The following is a 14668-nucleotide window of genomic DNA, read 5'->3' as shown; positions in this document are numbered from 1 at the left end:
TATAGAGTTTAGTATTTCCCCAACTCCCGCAGGCTAGTATGATTTTCCTGAATGCGGCGGAACATTTTTTCCATATCCGACTTGGTAAAGTTGACTAAGACCGGTCGGCCGTGTGGGCAGTTGTAGGGATTGTCACACTGGGACAGCTGAAAGAGCAAGTCACGCGCAGAGTAGTCATCCAGACTGTGATTGGCCTTGATGGAGCGTTTGCAGCTCATCATAATAGCTAGCTCTGCTCGATATTTCTTGATGGAAACTTCCTTGGTCAGGAGAAGCATATCACACATCTCATAGATGCCTGCCTCAATCTCCTCTTCCTTGAACCAAATGGGATGCTCACGGAGGATAAACTGATTGGCTCCATACTCTTCTAAAAAGATGCCAGCGTCTTCTAACAGCTCTATCCGCTGCTTGATCCGCAGCATATCGTCCGCTGGAAATTCAAAAATATAGGGCACTAAGAGCTGCTGCTGGCTATTGTCCACATCTCCAATCTTCTCCCGATAATACTCATACTTGACCCGCTCTTGGGCAGCATGCTGGTCAATAATGTAAAGACCACCCTTGCCCTGAGCAAAGAGATAAGTGCCATGCATCTGGCCGAAATATTCTAACTCTGGGAAGCTTGACTTCTCTTCCTGCTTCAACTTATCCACAGCCCGCTCCAGACTGGCCTGGTCTAGCTCTGGATGGTCTAGTTGGTCATAGCTAACTGGCTTTCTCTCTGCAAATTTGACCGAAGTTGATTGCGGTTCTACCTTTTCATCTGTCGCTTCATGAACAGGCTTTGCTGACTCTTCGAAGGATAACTGCTGCTCGGCCACCTGTGGCTTGAGGAAGAAGTCATTCTGCTCCTTATCGTAGTAGAGGCGATTTTCTTTCAGCGGGAGGCTGGTCTGTTCGGGCTTAGTCGCACGCTTAACAGTTGATTTGGCTAGATTTTCCAAAGCATCCGGGATAAGATCCTGCTCCTTGAGACTGGTTGCAATAGCTTGCGAAATCAAGGCCATGAGTTCCCGCTCTTTAGAAATTCGCACCTCTTGCTTGGTCGGATGGACATTGACATCGGCCAGATAGGGGTCAATCTGAATATTGATGACCGCTAGTGGAAAGCGGCCTACCATCAGCTTGCTGCCGTAGCCATCCAAAATAGCACGATTGAGCAGGAAATTCTTGATATAGCGGCCATTGATGAGAATCGTAATATAATTCCGATTCGCACGAGTCAACTCAGGCAGACTGACATAACCACTCACTTCAAAGTCCAGATCTGAAGCAGAGATTTCCACCATTTTCTTGGCTGTTGCCAGACCATAGATGCCTGCAATAGCCTGACGCAGATTGCCACTGCCGGCAGTCCGTGTCGTTTCGCGGCCGTCACTGATAAGGGTGAAAGCCACTTCTGGATGAGCCAGACTGAGCCGATTAATCACATCAACGATATGGGACAGCTCAGCCTGCTGGCTCTTCATATACTTGAGCCGAGCCGGAGTATTGAAGAAGAGATCTTCTATCTTGATTTTCGTTCCCACCGGACTGCTGGTAGGCTCATGCTCTTCAATCTCACCGCCTTGGGCAACCAGCAGAGTCCCGTGCTGGCCGGCTTCAGTCGCTGTCTCAATGGTAAAACGCGAGACAGAAGCAATGGAAGGAATGGCCTCACCACGGAAACCCAATGTCCGAATCCGAAAGAGATCCGCCTGCTTCTTAATTTTACTGGTAGCATGGCGTCGAAGGGCCAGAGGAACATCTTCGTGGTCTATGCCCTCACCATTATCTGTCACCTGAATGCTCTTGAGTCCCGCCTCCTCGATTTCGATGGTAATCTGGCTTGCACCCGCATCAATTGAATTTTCCACTAGCTCCTTGACCACGCTGCTGGGCCGCTCAATGACTTCACCGGCCGCAATCTGATTGGCTAGAATTTCTGGAAGTTCGATAATTTTTGACATCTTTTTCTCCGTATTTGTTCTGCTATCTATTATAACACATTGGGCTCTTTCTATCAGAGGGCAGCCTTTTCTTGACCATTCTGTCCGCCAGCCAAACCATATAGACACAAATAGCTGCCACATAGACAAAAGGGCTTGTTTTCGCTGCCGAGTTGCGGTTTAATAAAGGTGAAAGGAGGAAGTTATGAAAGTTAAGCTAAGAATCGATTCTCAAGTCACCGAGGACTCCGTCAGCATTGAGGCTCGCCTCATGACAGAAAGTATTCAGGAATTGGTCCACTTTGCTCAACATCTAGGCAAAGAAGACAAGATTCATGTCAAAAAAGAAGATGAAATCTATCTGCTGGATGCTAAGGAAATCCACCGAATCTATACAGAAAATCGCCAGGTTCAGGTTCGAACAGCAAAAGACGGCTATCGAGCTCAACAAGCTCTTTATCAGTTGCTGCAGGTCCTGCCGGAGTATTTCCTGCAGATTTCTCAGTCGGAGATTATCAACAGCCGACAAATCAGCCACCTCAAGCTAACTCCAAATGGTCTGATTCAAATATTTCTGAAAAACGGCGACCAGACATACTCGTCTCGCCGCTATCTTAAATCCATCAAAGAAAGGTTGCAATTATGAAAACTCGTCTTAAAGAACTCTTTTTCGGAGGGATTGGAGGGATTTTCATCGGTCTCTTCTTCTCCATGATTGTTTCTTATTTTTACAATCCAGCTTATCTACCGCTTCATCCTCGCTCTCCTATCGGCCACTTCTTTTTGAGCCAGCATGTCCATGTTTCCCTCATCATGCTCTACTGCATGCTTATCTGGTTTATCATGGGAGCTATTTTCAGATGGAGTGGAAGCTTCTTCCAAAGAGACTGGAGCATCCTGCGCTCCATTGTCAGCCACTATGGTGTGATGATTCTGACCTTTGCACTTTTAGCTAACCTAGCTGGATTTTTCCCAAGAGAAAAAATACTCAGCCTGACACTGACTGCCGTTGGGGAATTCACTCTCATTTATCTGATTATTTCAGGAATCATCTATTACCACACCTACCGCAACATTCAAAAAATTAATAGCGGTTTGTCTAGCAAATCGTGAGAAATAAAAAGAGCAGACTTGTGAAATTAGCAAGTCTGCTCTTTGTTTTTACAACTTCTTCTTGAGCTCGGCCACTGCTGCCATGACTTCCAGGGGAGTCATATTGTAGATGTCCAAGTCTCGTAGTTCAGTCAGGATTGGATTTTCCGTTCCTTCTGCGAAAAGAGACATCTGCTCCGCCACTTGTAACCGTTTTTGTCTGGATTCGGTAGGAAGCTCTGAGCCTAGTCCTGTATCCTGACTCTCCAAATGACTCAAAATGCTATCCGCCCGCTCCAGCAATTTCTTAGGAAGTCCGGCAATCTTCGCCACATGAATTCCGTAGGACTTGTCAGCCGGACCTGGCTCAATTTTATGCAGGAAAGTCACCTGTCCGTCCTTTTCCAAGGTTGCCACATGGACATTTTCCAAATGCTCCAAGCTATTCTCTAAGGCTGTCAGCTCATGATAGTGGGTAGCAAAGAGGGTCTTGGCCCCAGTATAGTGATGAATATGCTCGATAATAGCCTGAGCCAGCGCCATCCCATCGTAAGTCGCCGTCCCACGGCCCAACTCATCAAAGAGGATGAGCGAACGCTCGCTGGCCTGCCGAATGGCCCGATTGGCCTCCATCATCTCCACCATAAAGGTGGACTGGCCGGACACCAGATCATCCGCCGCACCGATGCGAGTGAAAATCGCATCAAATATTGGCAGACTGGCAGACTGAGCGGGCACATAAGAGCCCATCTGTGCCATAATAACGATGATAGCCAGCTGGCGCATATAAGTTGATTTCCCGCTCATATTAGGCCCGGTAATCAGCTGGATGTCCGTTTTCTGGTCCAGCAGAATACTATTTGGAATGTAGCTTTGGGCACCCATGACCTTTTCCACAACAGCATGCCGACCTTTTTCAATCTGCAGACAGCGCTCTGCAGTAAAGACGGGGCGCACCAAATGTAGTTGCTCTGCTACCGCAGCAAAGCTCTGCAGGACATCTACAGCTGCCAGCGTTTGTGCCAAGGTCTGCAAGCGCTGGATGTATTTGCCAGCTTCCTCGCGAATCCGCATGAAAATCTCGTATTCCAAATTAGCAGATTTTTCACGCGCCTCCAACATCTCTCCCTCAATCCGGGCCAGCTCCTCCGTTCCGAAACGCTCCGAATTTTTCAGGGTCGCCTTGCGGAAGAAATGACTAGGCACATGAGCCAGCTGAGAATTGGTCACGTGGAAATAGTAACCATCTTTTTTATTGTAATCAATCTTCAGATTGCTGATGCCGCTATTAGCACGTTCTTTGACTTCCAGCTCCGCAATCCATCCGGTTCCCTCCCTCAGCACAAGCCGATACTGATCCAAGGTCTCATCAAAACCAGTCCGAATAATATTGCCCTCGGTGATGATATGAGGTGCATCCGGCGAAATAGCTGAGCTAATCAAGCCCGCCAACTCTGGAATAGGATCCAAGCCCTCAATCAAACGAGCTAGATGCGGGCTGCCGATTCCTTGCAGGATAGCCTTAATCTGAGGCACATTGCCCAATGTAGCTGCCAGCTGCAGCAGATCCTTGGGATTGGTCTTGCCAAAAGACACCCGACTAGCCAACCGCTCGATATCATAGACTCCCTTGAGGCTCTCTGTCAAATCACTCCGCTCAAAGAAATGATTCAGAAAAACCTCAACGACATTCTGTCGCTGGCTAATTCGCGCTTCATCAATCAGCGGACGCTGGATCCAAGAGCGCAGCATGCGGCCTCCCATGGCTGTCTTGGTCTCGTCCATCAGCCAATAAAGACTGCCGTGCTTCTTGCCCGAGCGAGCATTTTCTGTCAAATCCAGACTCGCCTTAGTGGCATAATCCATTTGCAGAAAGTCCTTGATTTCATAATGCTGGGCCTTCTTCAAATGACTGAGCTCCCTCATCTGAGTCCGGTGCACATACTCCAGCAATTTCCCTGCTGCCTGACGTTCCATCGGAGACAGCTCCTCGCCCAGCAGCTGGACATCGTCCAAGGCCGTCTGTACATAGGACAATAAGAGGTTCATCTGCCCAGCCAAGACCTGCTCCTCAGCTTCTGGCAAGGTATAGCCCAGCACCACTTCCCTAGCTTTCAAATTGCGGATTTCCCCGCAGACCAGGCTAAAGTCCTCTAAACTAGTCACCTGAAACTCACCGGTCACCAAGTCCATATAAGCCAGACCATAGAGGCTATCCGAGTAATCCAAAGCCACCAGAAAGTTATTCGCAGAGTCCGGCTTACTGGAGTCCACCACCGTCCCCGGTGTGATAACCTGAACGACCTCCCGCTTGACAACTCCCTTGGCTTCCTTGGGATCTTCCATCTGCTCTGCAATCGCCACCTTATAGCCTGACTCAACCAAAACATCAATATACTGCTGAGCCGAATGATAGGGAACTCCGGCCATGGGAATAGGATTTTCTGCATTTTTATTGCGGCTGGTGAGGGAAATCTCTAAAATCTGGGCGGCATTGACCGCATCATCATAAAACAACTCATAGAAATCCCCCATCCGAAAGAGCAAGAAAGCATCTGGATAGTCCTTTTTGATATCCAAATACTGCTGCATGCCTGGCGATAACTTTTCTACTGCCATCTCTATCCTTTCTAAAAACAAACGAGGTCAGGACTTCTGTCTCAAACCTCTCCATTTTTCCTGAAAAAACTGTGATTCTTACATCACTTCCTGTATTTGCTCCTCAATCTCCTGAGCCGCTGCCTGATCCCGGCAAACCACTAAAAGAGTATTGGCACCCGCAACGGTCCCCAGAATACGGCTATCGAACGAATTGTCCACGACATTGGCTAGCACTGTTGCCTCTCCCAGGCCCGTGCGAAGAACCAGACTAAACTCTGCCCTGGCCACACTCTCCACATGCTTGGCTAAAAACTCTATAAAATCAATCTCTTCAGTCTCATGCGCCAAAACATAATAAGTCAGCCCCTTCTTCTTAACCTTGGTCAGACCAATTTCACGAAGGTCACGCGACAGGGTAGTCTGTGTTACATAAATCCCTTGCGCTTCCAGACGATCCTGAATCTCCTTTTGCGTTCCTAGCTTTTCCTCCTTAATCATCGTTTTGACTAACTGATGACGGTCATTCTTTCTCATTTTTACCTCATTATTGAATATTTAGAAGCTGCATTCATGAAGAATACTCCATCCGATGAAAAACTGCTTCTCCATCAATCTAGGCAAAGATTTGCAGGAATACTGAGAATAAACAAAAAACTTTAACCAAGAGTGTCAGAGAAGGAAGCATTTAGATGGAAAACTCATCTATAAATACAGGTTCTTATCCCTCTTATTATATCAGAAAAATTCCTATTAGCCCAAAAATTATTCCCAAAAAAATTGAAGATTCCTTGAAAAATGTGATAAAATAATAACAAAAGACACAAAGGAGCAAATATGGATAACAAACAGTTGATTGCCGGCGAATTGGCCAAGGTTATTGACAGCCTTGATCAAGACGCTATTTTAAATTTATTGGAGCAGCCAAAGAGCTCTGAACTTGGTGATATCGCCTTCCCAGCCTTTTCTCTGGCAAAGACTGAGCGCAAAGCTCCTCAAATCATCGCTACTGATATCGCTGAAAAGATTGACACAGCGCATTTTGACAAAGTCGTTGCGACTGGTCCTTATGTCAACTTTTTCCTCAGTAAGGCTGAAATTTCTGGCCAAGTCATCAAAGAAGTCATCAAAGACGGAGCTGATTATGGCCAGCAAAACGAAGGAAATGGGGAAAATATCACCATTGACCTATCCAGTCCAAACATTGCCAAGCCTTTCTCAGTCGGCCACTTGCGCTCTACTGTTATCGGTGACGCTCTTTCCAACATCTTCCGCAAGATTGGCTACAACACCATCAAAATCAACCACTTGGGAGACTGGGGCAAACAGTTTGGTCTCCTGATGGTAGCTTATAAGAAGTGGGGAAGCCAGGAAGCTGTTGAAGCCAACCCAATCGACGAGCTCCTCAAACTCTACGTGCGTATCAATGCCGAGATTGAAAACGACCCATCTCTGGATGAAGAAGGCCGCCTTTGGTTCAAGAAGCTGGAAGATGGCGACCCAGAAGCAACTGAGCTCTGGCAATGGTTCCGAGACGAAAGTCTGACAGAATTCAACCGTATCTACGAACTCCTAGGTGTCGAATTTGACAGTCTAAATGGTGAAGCCTTCTACAATGACAAGATGGACGAAGGGATTCAAATCCTCGAAGAAAAAGGGCTTTTACAGGAATCAAAAGGAGCTAGCATTGTAGACTTGGAAGACTTTAACCTTCCGCCTGCTATGATTAAAAAATCAGACGGTGCTACCCTCTACATCACACGTGATATTGCAACAGCCATCTACCGAGCTCGCACTTACAACTTTGTCAAAAATGTCTATGTTGTAGGTCAAGAGCAGGCCAACCACTTCAGACAGCTCAAGGCCGTTCTGAAAAAGATGGGCTTTGACTGGAACGACGACATGATTCACGTTGACTTCGGACTGGTGACTAAGAACCGTCAAAAACTGTCTACACGTAAAGGAAATATCATCCTCCTCGAACCAACTCTGCTGGAAGCTATCAGCCGGGCTAAGAGCCAGATTGAAGCTAAAAACCCAGATTTGGAAAACAAGGAAGCTGTTGCTCGCGCAGTTGGAGTTGGAGCAGTTAAGTTCTACGACCTCAAAACTGACCGCCGCAATGGTTACGACTTTGATCTGGAAGCTATGGTTTCTTTCGAGGGAGAAACAGGTCCTTACATCCAGTATGCTTATGCTCGTATCCAGTCTATCCTGCGCAAGGCGAACTTCCAGCCAGATGCAGAGGCTACGTATAGCCTGAACGATCCAGAAAGCTGGGAAATTATCAAGCTGCTCCAAGACTTCGGCCGTGTTGTCAAGCGTGCTGCTGATAACTATGAGCCATCTCTGATTGCCAAATACGCTATTAGCTTGGCTCAAGCCTTTAACAAATACTATGCACACACGCGGATTCTGGATGAAAGCCCTGAGCGCGACAGCCGTCTGGCTCTCAGCTACTCAACAGCTGTTGTCCTCAAAGAAGCTCTGCGTTTGCTGGGAGTAGAAGCCCCAGAAAAGATGTAAGCTTGATTTAGAACATCAAAAAACGAAAACCTCACTGGTTTTCGTTTTTTTCAATATGATAGAGCTCCTCAATAATCCCCGCAACTTTCTTAATGTCTCCCAACATGCCACGCATTTCAAAATCAGCCAAAACCGGAAATCCGAAGCGCTCTGAATATTGCTTGGCTGTCAGACAGTATTGGTTGTTAAAGTTACGATTGCCACTGCCAATGACACCCAGACACTTGCTAGCATTTTGACCATAGGCGATAAAATCCCCCACATCAGTTGTCAGAATTTCTACATCGCCATTGTCCACACCATTGCCACCCTCCAAATAAGTCGGCAGAAAAGCGATAAAAGGATTGTCCATTTCAAAAAAGGGCTGCCCTTCCTTTACCATGTCTTTGATATGAATCTTCTCTACTTCTAGGCTTGGATGCTGCTCCAGTAAATAGTCTGTCAGCCGTCGGACAAAACTCTCTGTATTGCCGCTCAAGCTGATGTAAACCAAGGAAACCTTTGTCATTTTATTCTCCATTCTAAAAAATAACAGATATTGCTTCTTAAAATTGTAAGCACTTATCTGTTATTTGTCAAATCTTATTCCTTTGCAGCTAGTTCCGCTTTTTCAGCCTCTTTTTGCTGCTGGATTAGCTTAAAGACGACGATGGAAAGATAAATTAAACTGATAATAAAGCCCAGCACTGTTCCTAAAAGAAGACTGTTTGAATGCGTTGCAATGTTCTCAGGGCTTGTAAATACCTTGCCAACAATCCCTTTCGATGAAATATAGACGTAAACTTGAGATAACAAACTGACTAGTATATAAACGATATAGCTAATATTAGCCATCTGCAGATTTTTTCTAACCAAAAAGACGATAGATGCTATTAACAGAGCCGTCATAACGAAAAAAATCATCATATTCATTCCATTACGAAGAAATTCAAAATAAAGTTTATTAAACTGATTTGTCTGATCACTCAATTCTTTTGAGAAACCGATTTGTGTATAATCTACCTCAGAAAACTTTGAGAAAAAACGGCTCCATACTCCCAGTAAAGTTCCGATTGCTGACAAGACCAGCAAAACATAAAGATAAATTGGTTTCTTTTTCATGAACGCCTCCTGTAAAGAAATATTTTCACTTATTATACACCGAAAAGAAAAAGCTGACAAGACCAAGAAGCTTTCACCTTTTCAGAAGCCCGCACAACAGCTAAATCCTCATTCATTTCTTCGACTAAAAAATCAAAGCCGAAACACTGCTGTCTCGGCTTTTTTGATTCAAAGAATATTAGCTATTCAAGTGCCATACTTCTTCTTCGTATTGAGCGATAGTACGGTCGGATGAGAAGAAGCCAGCTTTGGCGATATTGACGATGACTTTGTCCATCCAAGCATCGCGGTCTTCATAGTCAGCCAGCATACGCTCTTTCACTTGGATATAGTCTTCCAGATCCAGCAAGGTCATGAACCAGTCCTTGGTGATCAGTTCATTGTAAAGACGTTTCAAGCGTTCAGCTTTACCAACTGCCAATACTTCATCGCTGACGATAAAGTCAACCAATGGCTTGATAGCTTCGCGCGCATAGTACTCACTAGACTTGTAAGCAGATTTTGCGTAGAGGTCAATAACAGTCTCAGAATCTTCACCGAAGATGTAGATGTTGTCTTCGCCGACCAACTCTGCAATCTCAACGTTCGCTCCGTCCATAGTACCAAGAGTCAAGGCACCGTTAAGCATGAACTTCATGTTACCAGTACCAGATGCTTCCTTAGAGGCCAGGGAAATCTGCTCAGAAATATCACCCGCCGCAATCAAGAAGCTAGATGCTGTAACATTGTAGTTTTCTACCATAACTACTTGCAGGTGTGGAGCCACTTGAGGGTCATTAGCAATCACTTCTGACAAGCAAAGGATAAGGTGAATGATGTCCTGTGCAATTGTATAAGCAGGAGCAGCCTTACCACCGAAGAAGACAGTGATTGGACGAGCAGGGATGTTACCAGCCTTGATGTCCAGATACTTGTGGATAACGTACAAAGCGTTCATTTGTTGGCGCTTATACTCATGCAGACGCTTGATTTGGATATCAAAGATAGAGTCTGGATTGATTTCCACACCTTGTGCTTCCTTCAAGTGACGAGCCAATTTACGCTTGTTGTGAGCCTTGATACCTTCCAATTTTTCTTTAACATTTGCAGCGCCAGTGAATTCCAACAAGCCTTCGAGCTTAGTTGCGTCATGGTGCCAGTCGCGGCCCAGCAACTCATCCAGATAATGAGACAGACGCGGGTTGGCATGCATGAGCCAGCGGCGGAAAGTAATACCGTTGGTCTTGTTATTGAATTTTTCAGGGTAGATATCGTAGAAGGCTTTAAGCTCAGAGTTTTTCAGGATTTCTGTATGCAGAGCAGCAACCCCATTGACACTGTATCCGTAGTGGATATCCATGTGAGCCATGTGCACACGATCGTGCTCATCAATGATTTGCACTGCTGGATCTGCGTATTTAGCTTTCACGCGCTTGTCAAGCTCTTTGATGATTGGTACCAGATGCGGCACTACTTCTTTCAAGAATTCCAGAGGCCATTTTTCAAGAGCTTCTGCCAGAATCGTGTGATTTGTATAAGCAGTCATCTTCTGTACGATGGCAATTGCTTCATCCAGATCCAAACCACGCTCTGTCAAGAGACGAATCATTTCTGGGATAACCAGAGATGGGTGGGTATCATTGATTTGGATGACAGCGTAGTCTGCCAAATCATGCAGGTTGCTGCCTTTTTCAATCGCTTCGTCAATAATCAGCTGAGCACCATTTGAAACCATGAAATACTGTTGGAAGATACGGAGCAATTCCCCTTGCTTGTCACTATCATCTGGATAGAGGAAGAGGGTCAAGTTGCGGGCAATATCTGTCTTATCAAAGTCAATACCGTCTGTGATGATATCCGCATCCACTGAGTCCAAATCAAAGAGACGAAGACGGTTCTTAGTTTCTGTCTTGTAGCCTGGCACATCAATATCATAAAGAGTAGATGTCAAAGTGAAGTGAGCAAATGGCACTTGGTAGCTGCGGCTAGAGCGAACCAACCAGTTTTGCTCAGTCAGCCAGAAGTTAGGAATTGTTGTCTGTTCGTTGTTTTTCAAAACCTGTTGGAAGAGACCAAAGTGGTAGTTCAGTCCTACACCATCACCATTAAGACCCAAGGTCGCAATAGAGTCTAAGAAGCAGGCAGCCAAACGTCCCAAACCTCCGTTACCCAGAGACGGCTCCAACTCAACTTCTTCTACCTCGATCAAGTCTTTACCAGCATCTGCCAATTCTTGCTTCACATCATCGTAAAGTCCAAGGTTGATCAAGTTGTTAGACAAGAGTTTACCAATCAGGAATTCAGCTGAGATGTAGTAGAGTTTTTTCTTACCAGTGTTGACCGGCTTTTGAGCGCTGGCTAATTTAGTGTAGTTTAAAAGAGCCAGATAGAGTTCTTCGTTGCTGCAATCAGCAAGATTTTTTGAATAAGTATTTTTGATATAAGTTTGTAAGTTTGACATGATTACTCCTTTCAAGTCTAGTTAGCTGTTCTTTATTTGTTAATTAAATCGGTATTCATACGACGGTAAGTCTTGGTCAAGCTGTAAAGCTCACCTTCGACGATTGGATTCAGCTCTTCAGCTGTCATCCGCCAAGTCCAGTTGCCACCAATTGTGGATGGATAGTTCATCCGTGCTGCACTGTCTAATTCCAGCAAGTCTTGCATGGTCGCAATGGCCATAAAGCTGACTGAAGCAAAGATTGTACGCAGCATTGCATGAGGTACTGTTTCGTACTCCTTACGGTTGGTGTACTGTGCCATGTACTGGCGAGTAGCGTCGTCAATCTCATCCTTGTACCAGCCCAAAACAGTATTGTTATCATGGGTTCCTGTATACATGACTGAGTTGTTTGGCGCCAGATGCGGGCTGTCGATGCTTTCATCATCAGGATTGAAGGCGAATTGCAAGATCTTCATTCCTGGGAAACCAGTGCGCTCGCGCAGCTCGATCACTTCGTCCGTCATAAAGCCCAGATCTTCTGCGATGATATTCAAATCACCCAAGGCTTCCTTAACCGCTGCAAAGAGCTTGTAGTCTGGACCTTTGACCCACTTACCAGAAGCAGATGTTTCTGAGCCAGCAGGTACTTCCCAGTAAGACTCAAAGCCGCGGAAGTGGTCGATACGAACAATGTCGTAAATCTTGAAGCTTTCACGCAGGCGTTCAATCCACCAAGCATAACCATCCTTATCCATCGCTTCCCAGTCATAGATAGGATTGCCCCAAAGCTGACCAGTTTCTGAAAATTCATCTGGCGGACAGCCTGCCACACAAGTCGGCTTACCAACAGCATCTGTCTTAAAGAAGTGCGGCTGTGCCCACACATCAGCACTATCAGCTGCCACATAGATTGGCATATCTCCGACAATCTCGATGTGATGTTCATTAGCATAGGCTTTTAATCTTAACCACTGCTTAAAGAAGAGATACTGGGTTACACGATGGTAGGCCAGCTTGTCAGCCAGATTCTCACGGTATGAAGCGAGACTAGCAGCCTCACGGCGACGAATAGCTTCATCCGGCCACTCTGTCCAAGCTAGATTATCAAAATGTTCCTTGATAGCCATGTACTCAGCGAAAACTTCCAACCAAGCTGCATTTTGCTCTACAAAGCTCTCATAGTCAGACAAATCGTCTGCTTTCAAGAAGCGAGCTACTGCTTTTTCCATAATTGGACGGCGAGCATCGAAAATCTTTGCATAATCCACTTTTCTAGGATCATCTCCGAAATCAGCTCCCTTGACATCTGCCTCGTTCAGCAAACCTTCTTCTATCAGAATGTCAAAATCGATAAAGTAGGTATTCCCCGCGAAAGCAGAGAAAGACTGATAAGGAGAATCACCATAACTGGTCGTTCCCAGTGGCAAAATCTGCCAATAGCGCTGCTTGGTGCGAACCAAGAAGTCTACAAAATCATAAGCACTTTGGCCAAAAGATCCGATACCGTACTTGCCCGGAAGGGATGAAATGTGCATGAGCACGCCGCTTTGACGTTTTTTCATTTTGTCACCTCGTTATTTTTTTCCTCTACGCCTTTTCATTTTTACTTAATGCAAACGTTTGCGTCGACTTGATTATAACCTATTTTTTTTTTTAGTGCAAGGGGTTTTTGAGATTTTTTTCAATTTATTGATTAATGGATATAATGCTCTTTTAGGACTCTCTTACAGCCCCAATTATTTGCCGTTTTTCTCTTCTTGCAAGCGTTCTCTTTTTGTGTTAAAATGTTCTTACAAACAGAAAACGTTTGCGTTTACTGAGAAACTGCTTTATACTTGCTTTTTTGACCATAATAGTTAGACAAAATCACTGTCGCTGCTAGCTATTTTTGGCACAGGTTTGCATGACTCTTAGAAAGCAAGTGCTTCTACTAGTGGGTTTAAAATAGTTGATGTTATAGAAAGGATTTCCAGCAAATGCAGGCCTTTAGGAGGTTTTTATGCGAGTTACTATCAAAGAAGTCGCAAAACTAGCAGGCGTGTCGCCCTCTACTGTGACCCGCGTCGTGCAAAACAAATCAACCATCAGTGAAGAAACCAAAAAACGGGTCCGTGCTGCTATGAAGGAGCTGGACTATCATCCCAACCTCAATGCCAGAAGTCTGGTCAGCCAGTCCAGCCAGGTCATCGGCTTGGTCCTGCCGGACGACTCAGATGTCTTCTATCAAAACCCTTTCTTCCCAACTGTATTGCGGGGGATTTCTCAGATTGCTTCTGACTATGACTATGCCATCCAAATCAGCACCGGGCAAGATGAAGAGCACCGCTTGGAAAATCTGAAGCAGATGATTTTAGGCAAGCGAGTAGACGGGCTGATCTTCCTTTATTCTAAGCAAGACGATCCTTTGGTCGACTTTGCAGTCAGGAACAACTTCCCCTTCCTGATCCTAGGGAAAGCTGTCTCACCTTTCATCTCTCTAGTGGACAACGACAATATCAAGGCTGGCTACGACGCGACCAGATATTTCCTAGACAAGGGCTATCGAAAAATCGCCTTTCTGGCCGGGAATAAGGAGTTGGTCGTTTCTCAAGATCGTTACACAGGCTACAAGCAAGCTCTGAATGAAGCAGACCGGCCTTTGGATGAACGTATTATCAAATTTGCCTTCGGTTTCCTTCTGGAAGACAACAGTTACAAGATTATGGAGGAGCTGCCGCTGAATGAGATTGAAGCTATCGTAACCTCTGATACCTTGGTAGCAGAAGGAGCCCTGCACTATCTCAAAGATCAGGACTACCAGATTCCCATTATCACCTTTGACTCTATCAAACCGCGCATCGATGTGGATGCCTATATTGATATCAATGCCCTCGAGCTTGGGAAAGAGTCTTTCCGGACCCTCTTCCAAATCATCAAGGACAATAAAGAAGACAAGCAAATCTGCTATCGCCAGCTGATTCCGCATAGCATCAGCACTCGCTAATCCGAATGCTTTTGC

Annotated in this window: 11 protein-coding genes; 4 read left to right on the top strand and 7 right to left on the bottom strand. The window is 45.5% G+C overall.

Features of this window, described 5'->3' with window-relative positions; genetic code table 11:
• Positions 1 to 8: 8 nt before the first annotated feature.
• A complete protein-coding gene (gene mutL / locus O3620_RS07770) occupies positions 9 to 1952 on the bottom strand; it encodes a DNA mismatch repair endonuclease MutL (RefSeq protein WP_371601620.1) in 1944 nt (647 codons plus the stop codon).
• A gap of 184 nt (positions 1953 to 2136) precedes the next feature.
• Between mutL and O3620_RS07765 the strand changes: the two genes are divergently transcribed.
• Both O3620_RS07765 and O3620_RS07760 read left to right on the top strand, forming a co-directional pair.
• Complete coding sequence (locus O3620_RS07765; RefSeq protein WP_125373081.1) at positions 2137 to 2577, top strand: LytTR family DNA-binding domain-containing protein; 441 nt, start codon at positions 2137 to 2139, stop codon at positions 2575 to 2577.
• The gene (locus tag O3620_RS07760) at positions 2574 to 3044 is read left to right on the top strand and encodes a DUF3021 family protein (protein ID WP_002899298.1); all 471 of its coding nucleotides are present in this window, start codon (positions 2574 to 2576) and stop codon (positions 3042 to 3044) included. The genes O3620_RS07765 and O3620_RS07760 overlap by 4 nt, the downstream gene beginning before the upstream one ends.
• Before the next feature lie 48 nt (positions 3045 to 3092).
• Here the strand turns inward: O3620_RS07760 and mutS are convergent, their stop codons facing one another.
• Together mutS and argR are read right to left on the bottom strand one after the other, a co-directional pair.
• A complete protein-coding gene (gene mutS / locus O3620_RS07755; protein WP_268683255.1) occupies positions 3093 to 5642 on the bottom strand; it encodes a DNA mismatch repair protein MutS in 2550 nt (849 codons plus the stop codon).
• A gap of 78 nt (positions 5643 to 5720) precedes the next feature.
• Complete coding sequence (gene argR, locus O3620_RS07750) at positions 5721 to 6158, bottom strand: arginine repressor (RefSeq protein WP_002894105.1); 438 nt, start codon at positions 6156 to 6158, stop codon at positions 5721 to 5723.
• A gap of 300 nt (positions 6159 to 6458) precedes the next feature.
• Between argR and argS the strand changes: the two genes are divergently transcribed.
• On the top strand, positions 6459 to 8147 hold the full coding sequence (gene argS, locus O3620_RS07745; protein WP_371601619.1) for an arginine--tRNA ligase: 1689 nt from the start codon (positions 6459 to 6461) through the stop codon (positions 8145 to 8147).
• 31 nt (positions 8148 to 8178) lie between these two features.
• Here the strand turns inward: argS and nrdI are convergent, their stop codons facing one another.
• The 4 genes from nrdI to malQ form a co-directional block, all read right to left on the bottom strand.
• Positions 8179 to 8667: a class Ib ribonucleoside-diphosphate reductase assembly flavoprotein NrdI gene (gene nrdI / locus O3620_RS07740; protein WP_371601618.1), complete on the bottom strand. Its 489-nt coding sequence runs from the start codon at positions 8665 to 8667 to the stop codon at positions 8179 to 8181.
• A 62-nt stretch (positions 8668 to 8729) separates the two neighbouring features.
• Positions 8730 to 9248 carry a hypothetical protein gene (locus O3620_RS07735; protein WP_002907716.1) on the bottom strand — a complete coding sequence of 173 codons (519 nt, stop codon included), beginning with the start codon at positions 9246 to 9248 and terminating at the stop codon, positions 8730 to 8732.
• A 178-nt stretch (positions 9249 to 9426) separates the two neighbouring features.
• Entirely contained in the window at positions 9427 to 11688 is a 2262-nt protein-coding gene (glgP, locus tag O3620_RS07730; RefSeq protein ID WP_002907715.1) for a glycogen/starch/alpha-glucan family phosphorylase, read from the bottom strand.
• Positions 11689 to 11720: 32 nt separating this feature from the next.
• A complete protein-coding gene (gene malQ / locus O3620_RS07725; RefSeq protein ID WP_060976508.1) occupies positions 11721 to 13232 on the bottom strand; it encodes a 4-alpha-glucanotransferase in 1512 nt (503 codons plus the stop codon).
• Positions 13233 to 13669: 437 nt separating this feature from the next.
• Here malQ and O3620_RS07720 point away from each other — a divergent pair, with 437 nt between their 5' ends.
• On the top strand, positions 13670 to 14653 hold the full coding sequence (locus O3620_RS07720) for a LacI family DNA-binding transcriptional regulator (protein ID WP_371601617.1): 984 nt from the start codon (positions 13670 to 13672) through the stop codon (positions 14651 to 14653).
• Positions 14654 to 14668: the final 15 nt, after the last annotated feature.

Origin of the sequence: Streptococcus sp. 27098_8_134 (assembly GCF_041431675.1) — a bacterium.
GTDB lineage: Bacteria > Bacillota > Bacilli > Lactobacillales > Streptococcaceae > Streptococcus > Streptococcus sanguinis_R.
The sequence above is the reverse complement of the archived record's forward strand: the minus strand, read 5'-3'. Positions and strand labels throughout refer to the sequence as shown.

Bases quoted from the DNA above. Each gene is read 5' to 3' on its own strand.
- mutL (WP_371601620.1), bottom strand. From the start codon at position 1,952: ATGTCAAAAATTATCGAACTTCCAGAAATTCTAGCCAATCAGATTGCG.
- O3620_RS07765 (WP_125373081.1), top strand. From the start codon at position 2,137: ATGAAAGTTAAGCTAAGAATCGATTCTCAAGTCACCGAGGACTCCGTC.
- O3620_RS07760 (WP_002899298.1), top strand. From the start codon at position 2,574: ATGAAAACTCGTCTTAAAGAACTCTTTTTCGGAGGGATTGGAGGGATT.
- mutS (WP_268683255.1), bottom strand. From the start codon at position 5,642: ATGGCAGTAGAAAAGTTATCGCCAGGCATGCAGCAGTATTTGGATATC.
- argR (WP_002894105.1), bottom strand. From the start codon at position 6,158: ATGAGAAAGAATGACCGTCATCAGTTAGTCAAAACGATGATTAAGGAG.
- argS (WP_371601619.1), top strand. From the start codon at position 6,459: ATGGATAACAAACAGTTGATTGCCGGCGAATTGGCCAAGGTTATTGAC.
- nrdI (WP_371601618.1), bottom strand. From the start codon at position 8,667: ATGGAGAATAAAATGACAAAGGTTTCCTTGGTTTACATCAGCTTGAGC.
- O3620_RS07735 (WP_002907716.1), bottom strand. From the start codon at position 9,248: ATGAAAAAGAAACCAATTTATCTTTATGTTTTGCTGGTCTTGTCAGCA.
- glgP (WP_002907715.1), bottom strand. From the start codon at position 11,688: ATGTCAAACTTACAAACTTATATCAAAAATACTTATTCAAAAAATCTT.
- malQ (WP_060976508.1), bottom strand. From the start codon at position 13,232: ATGAAAAAACGTCAAAGCGGCGTGCTCATGCACATTTCATCCCTTCCG.
- O3620_RS07720 (WP_371601617.1), top strand. From the start codon at position 13,670: ATGCGAGTTACTATCAAAGAAGTCGCAAAACTAGCAGGCGTGTCGCCC.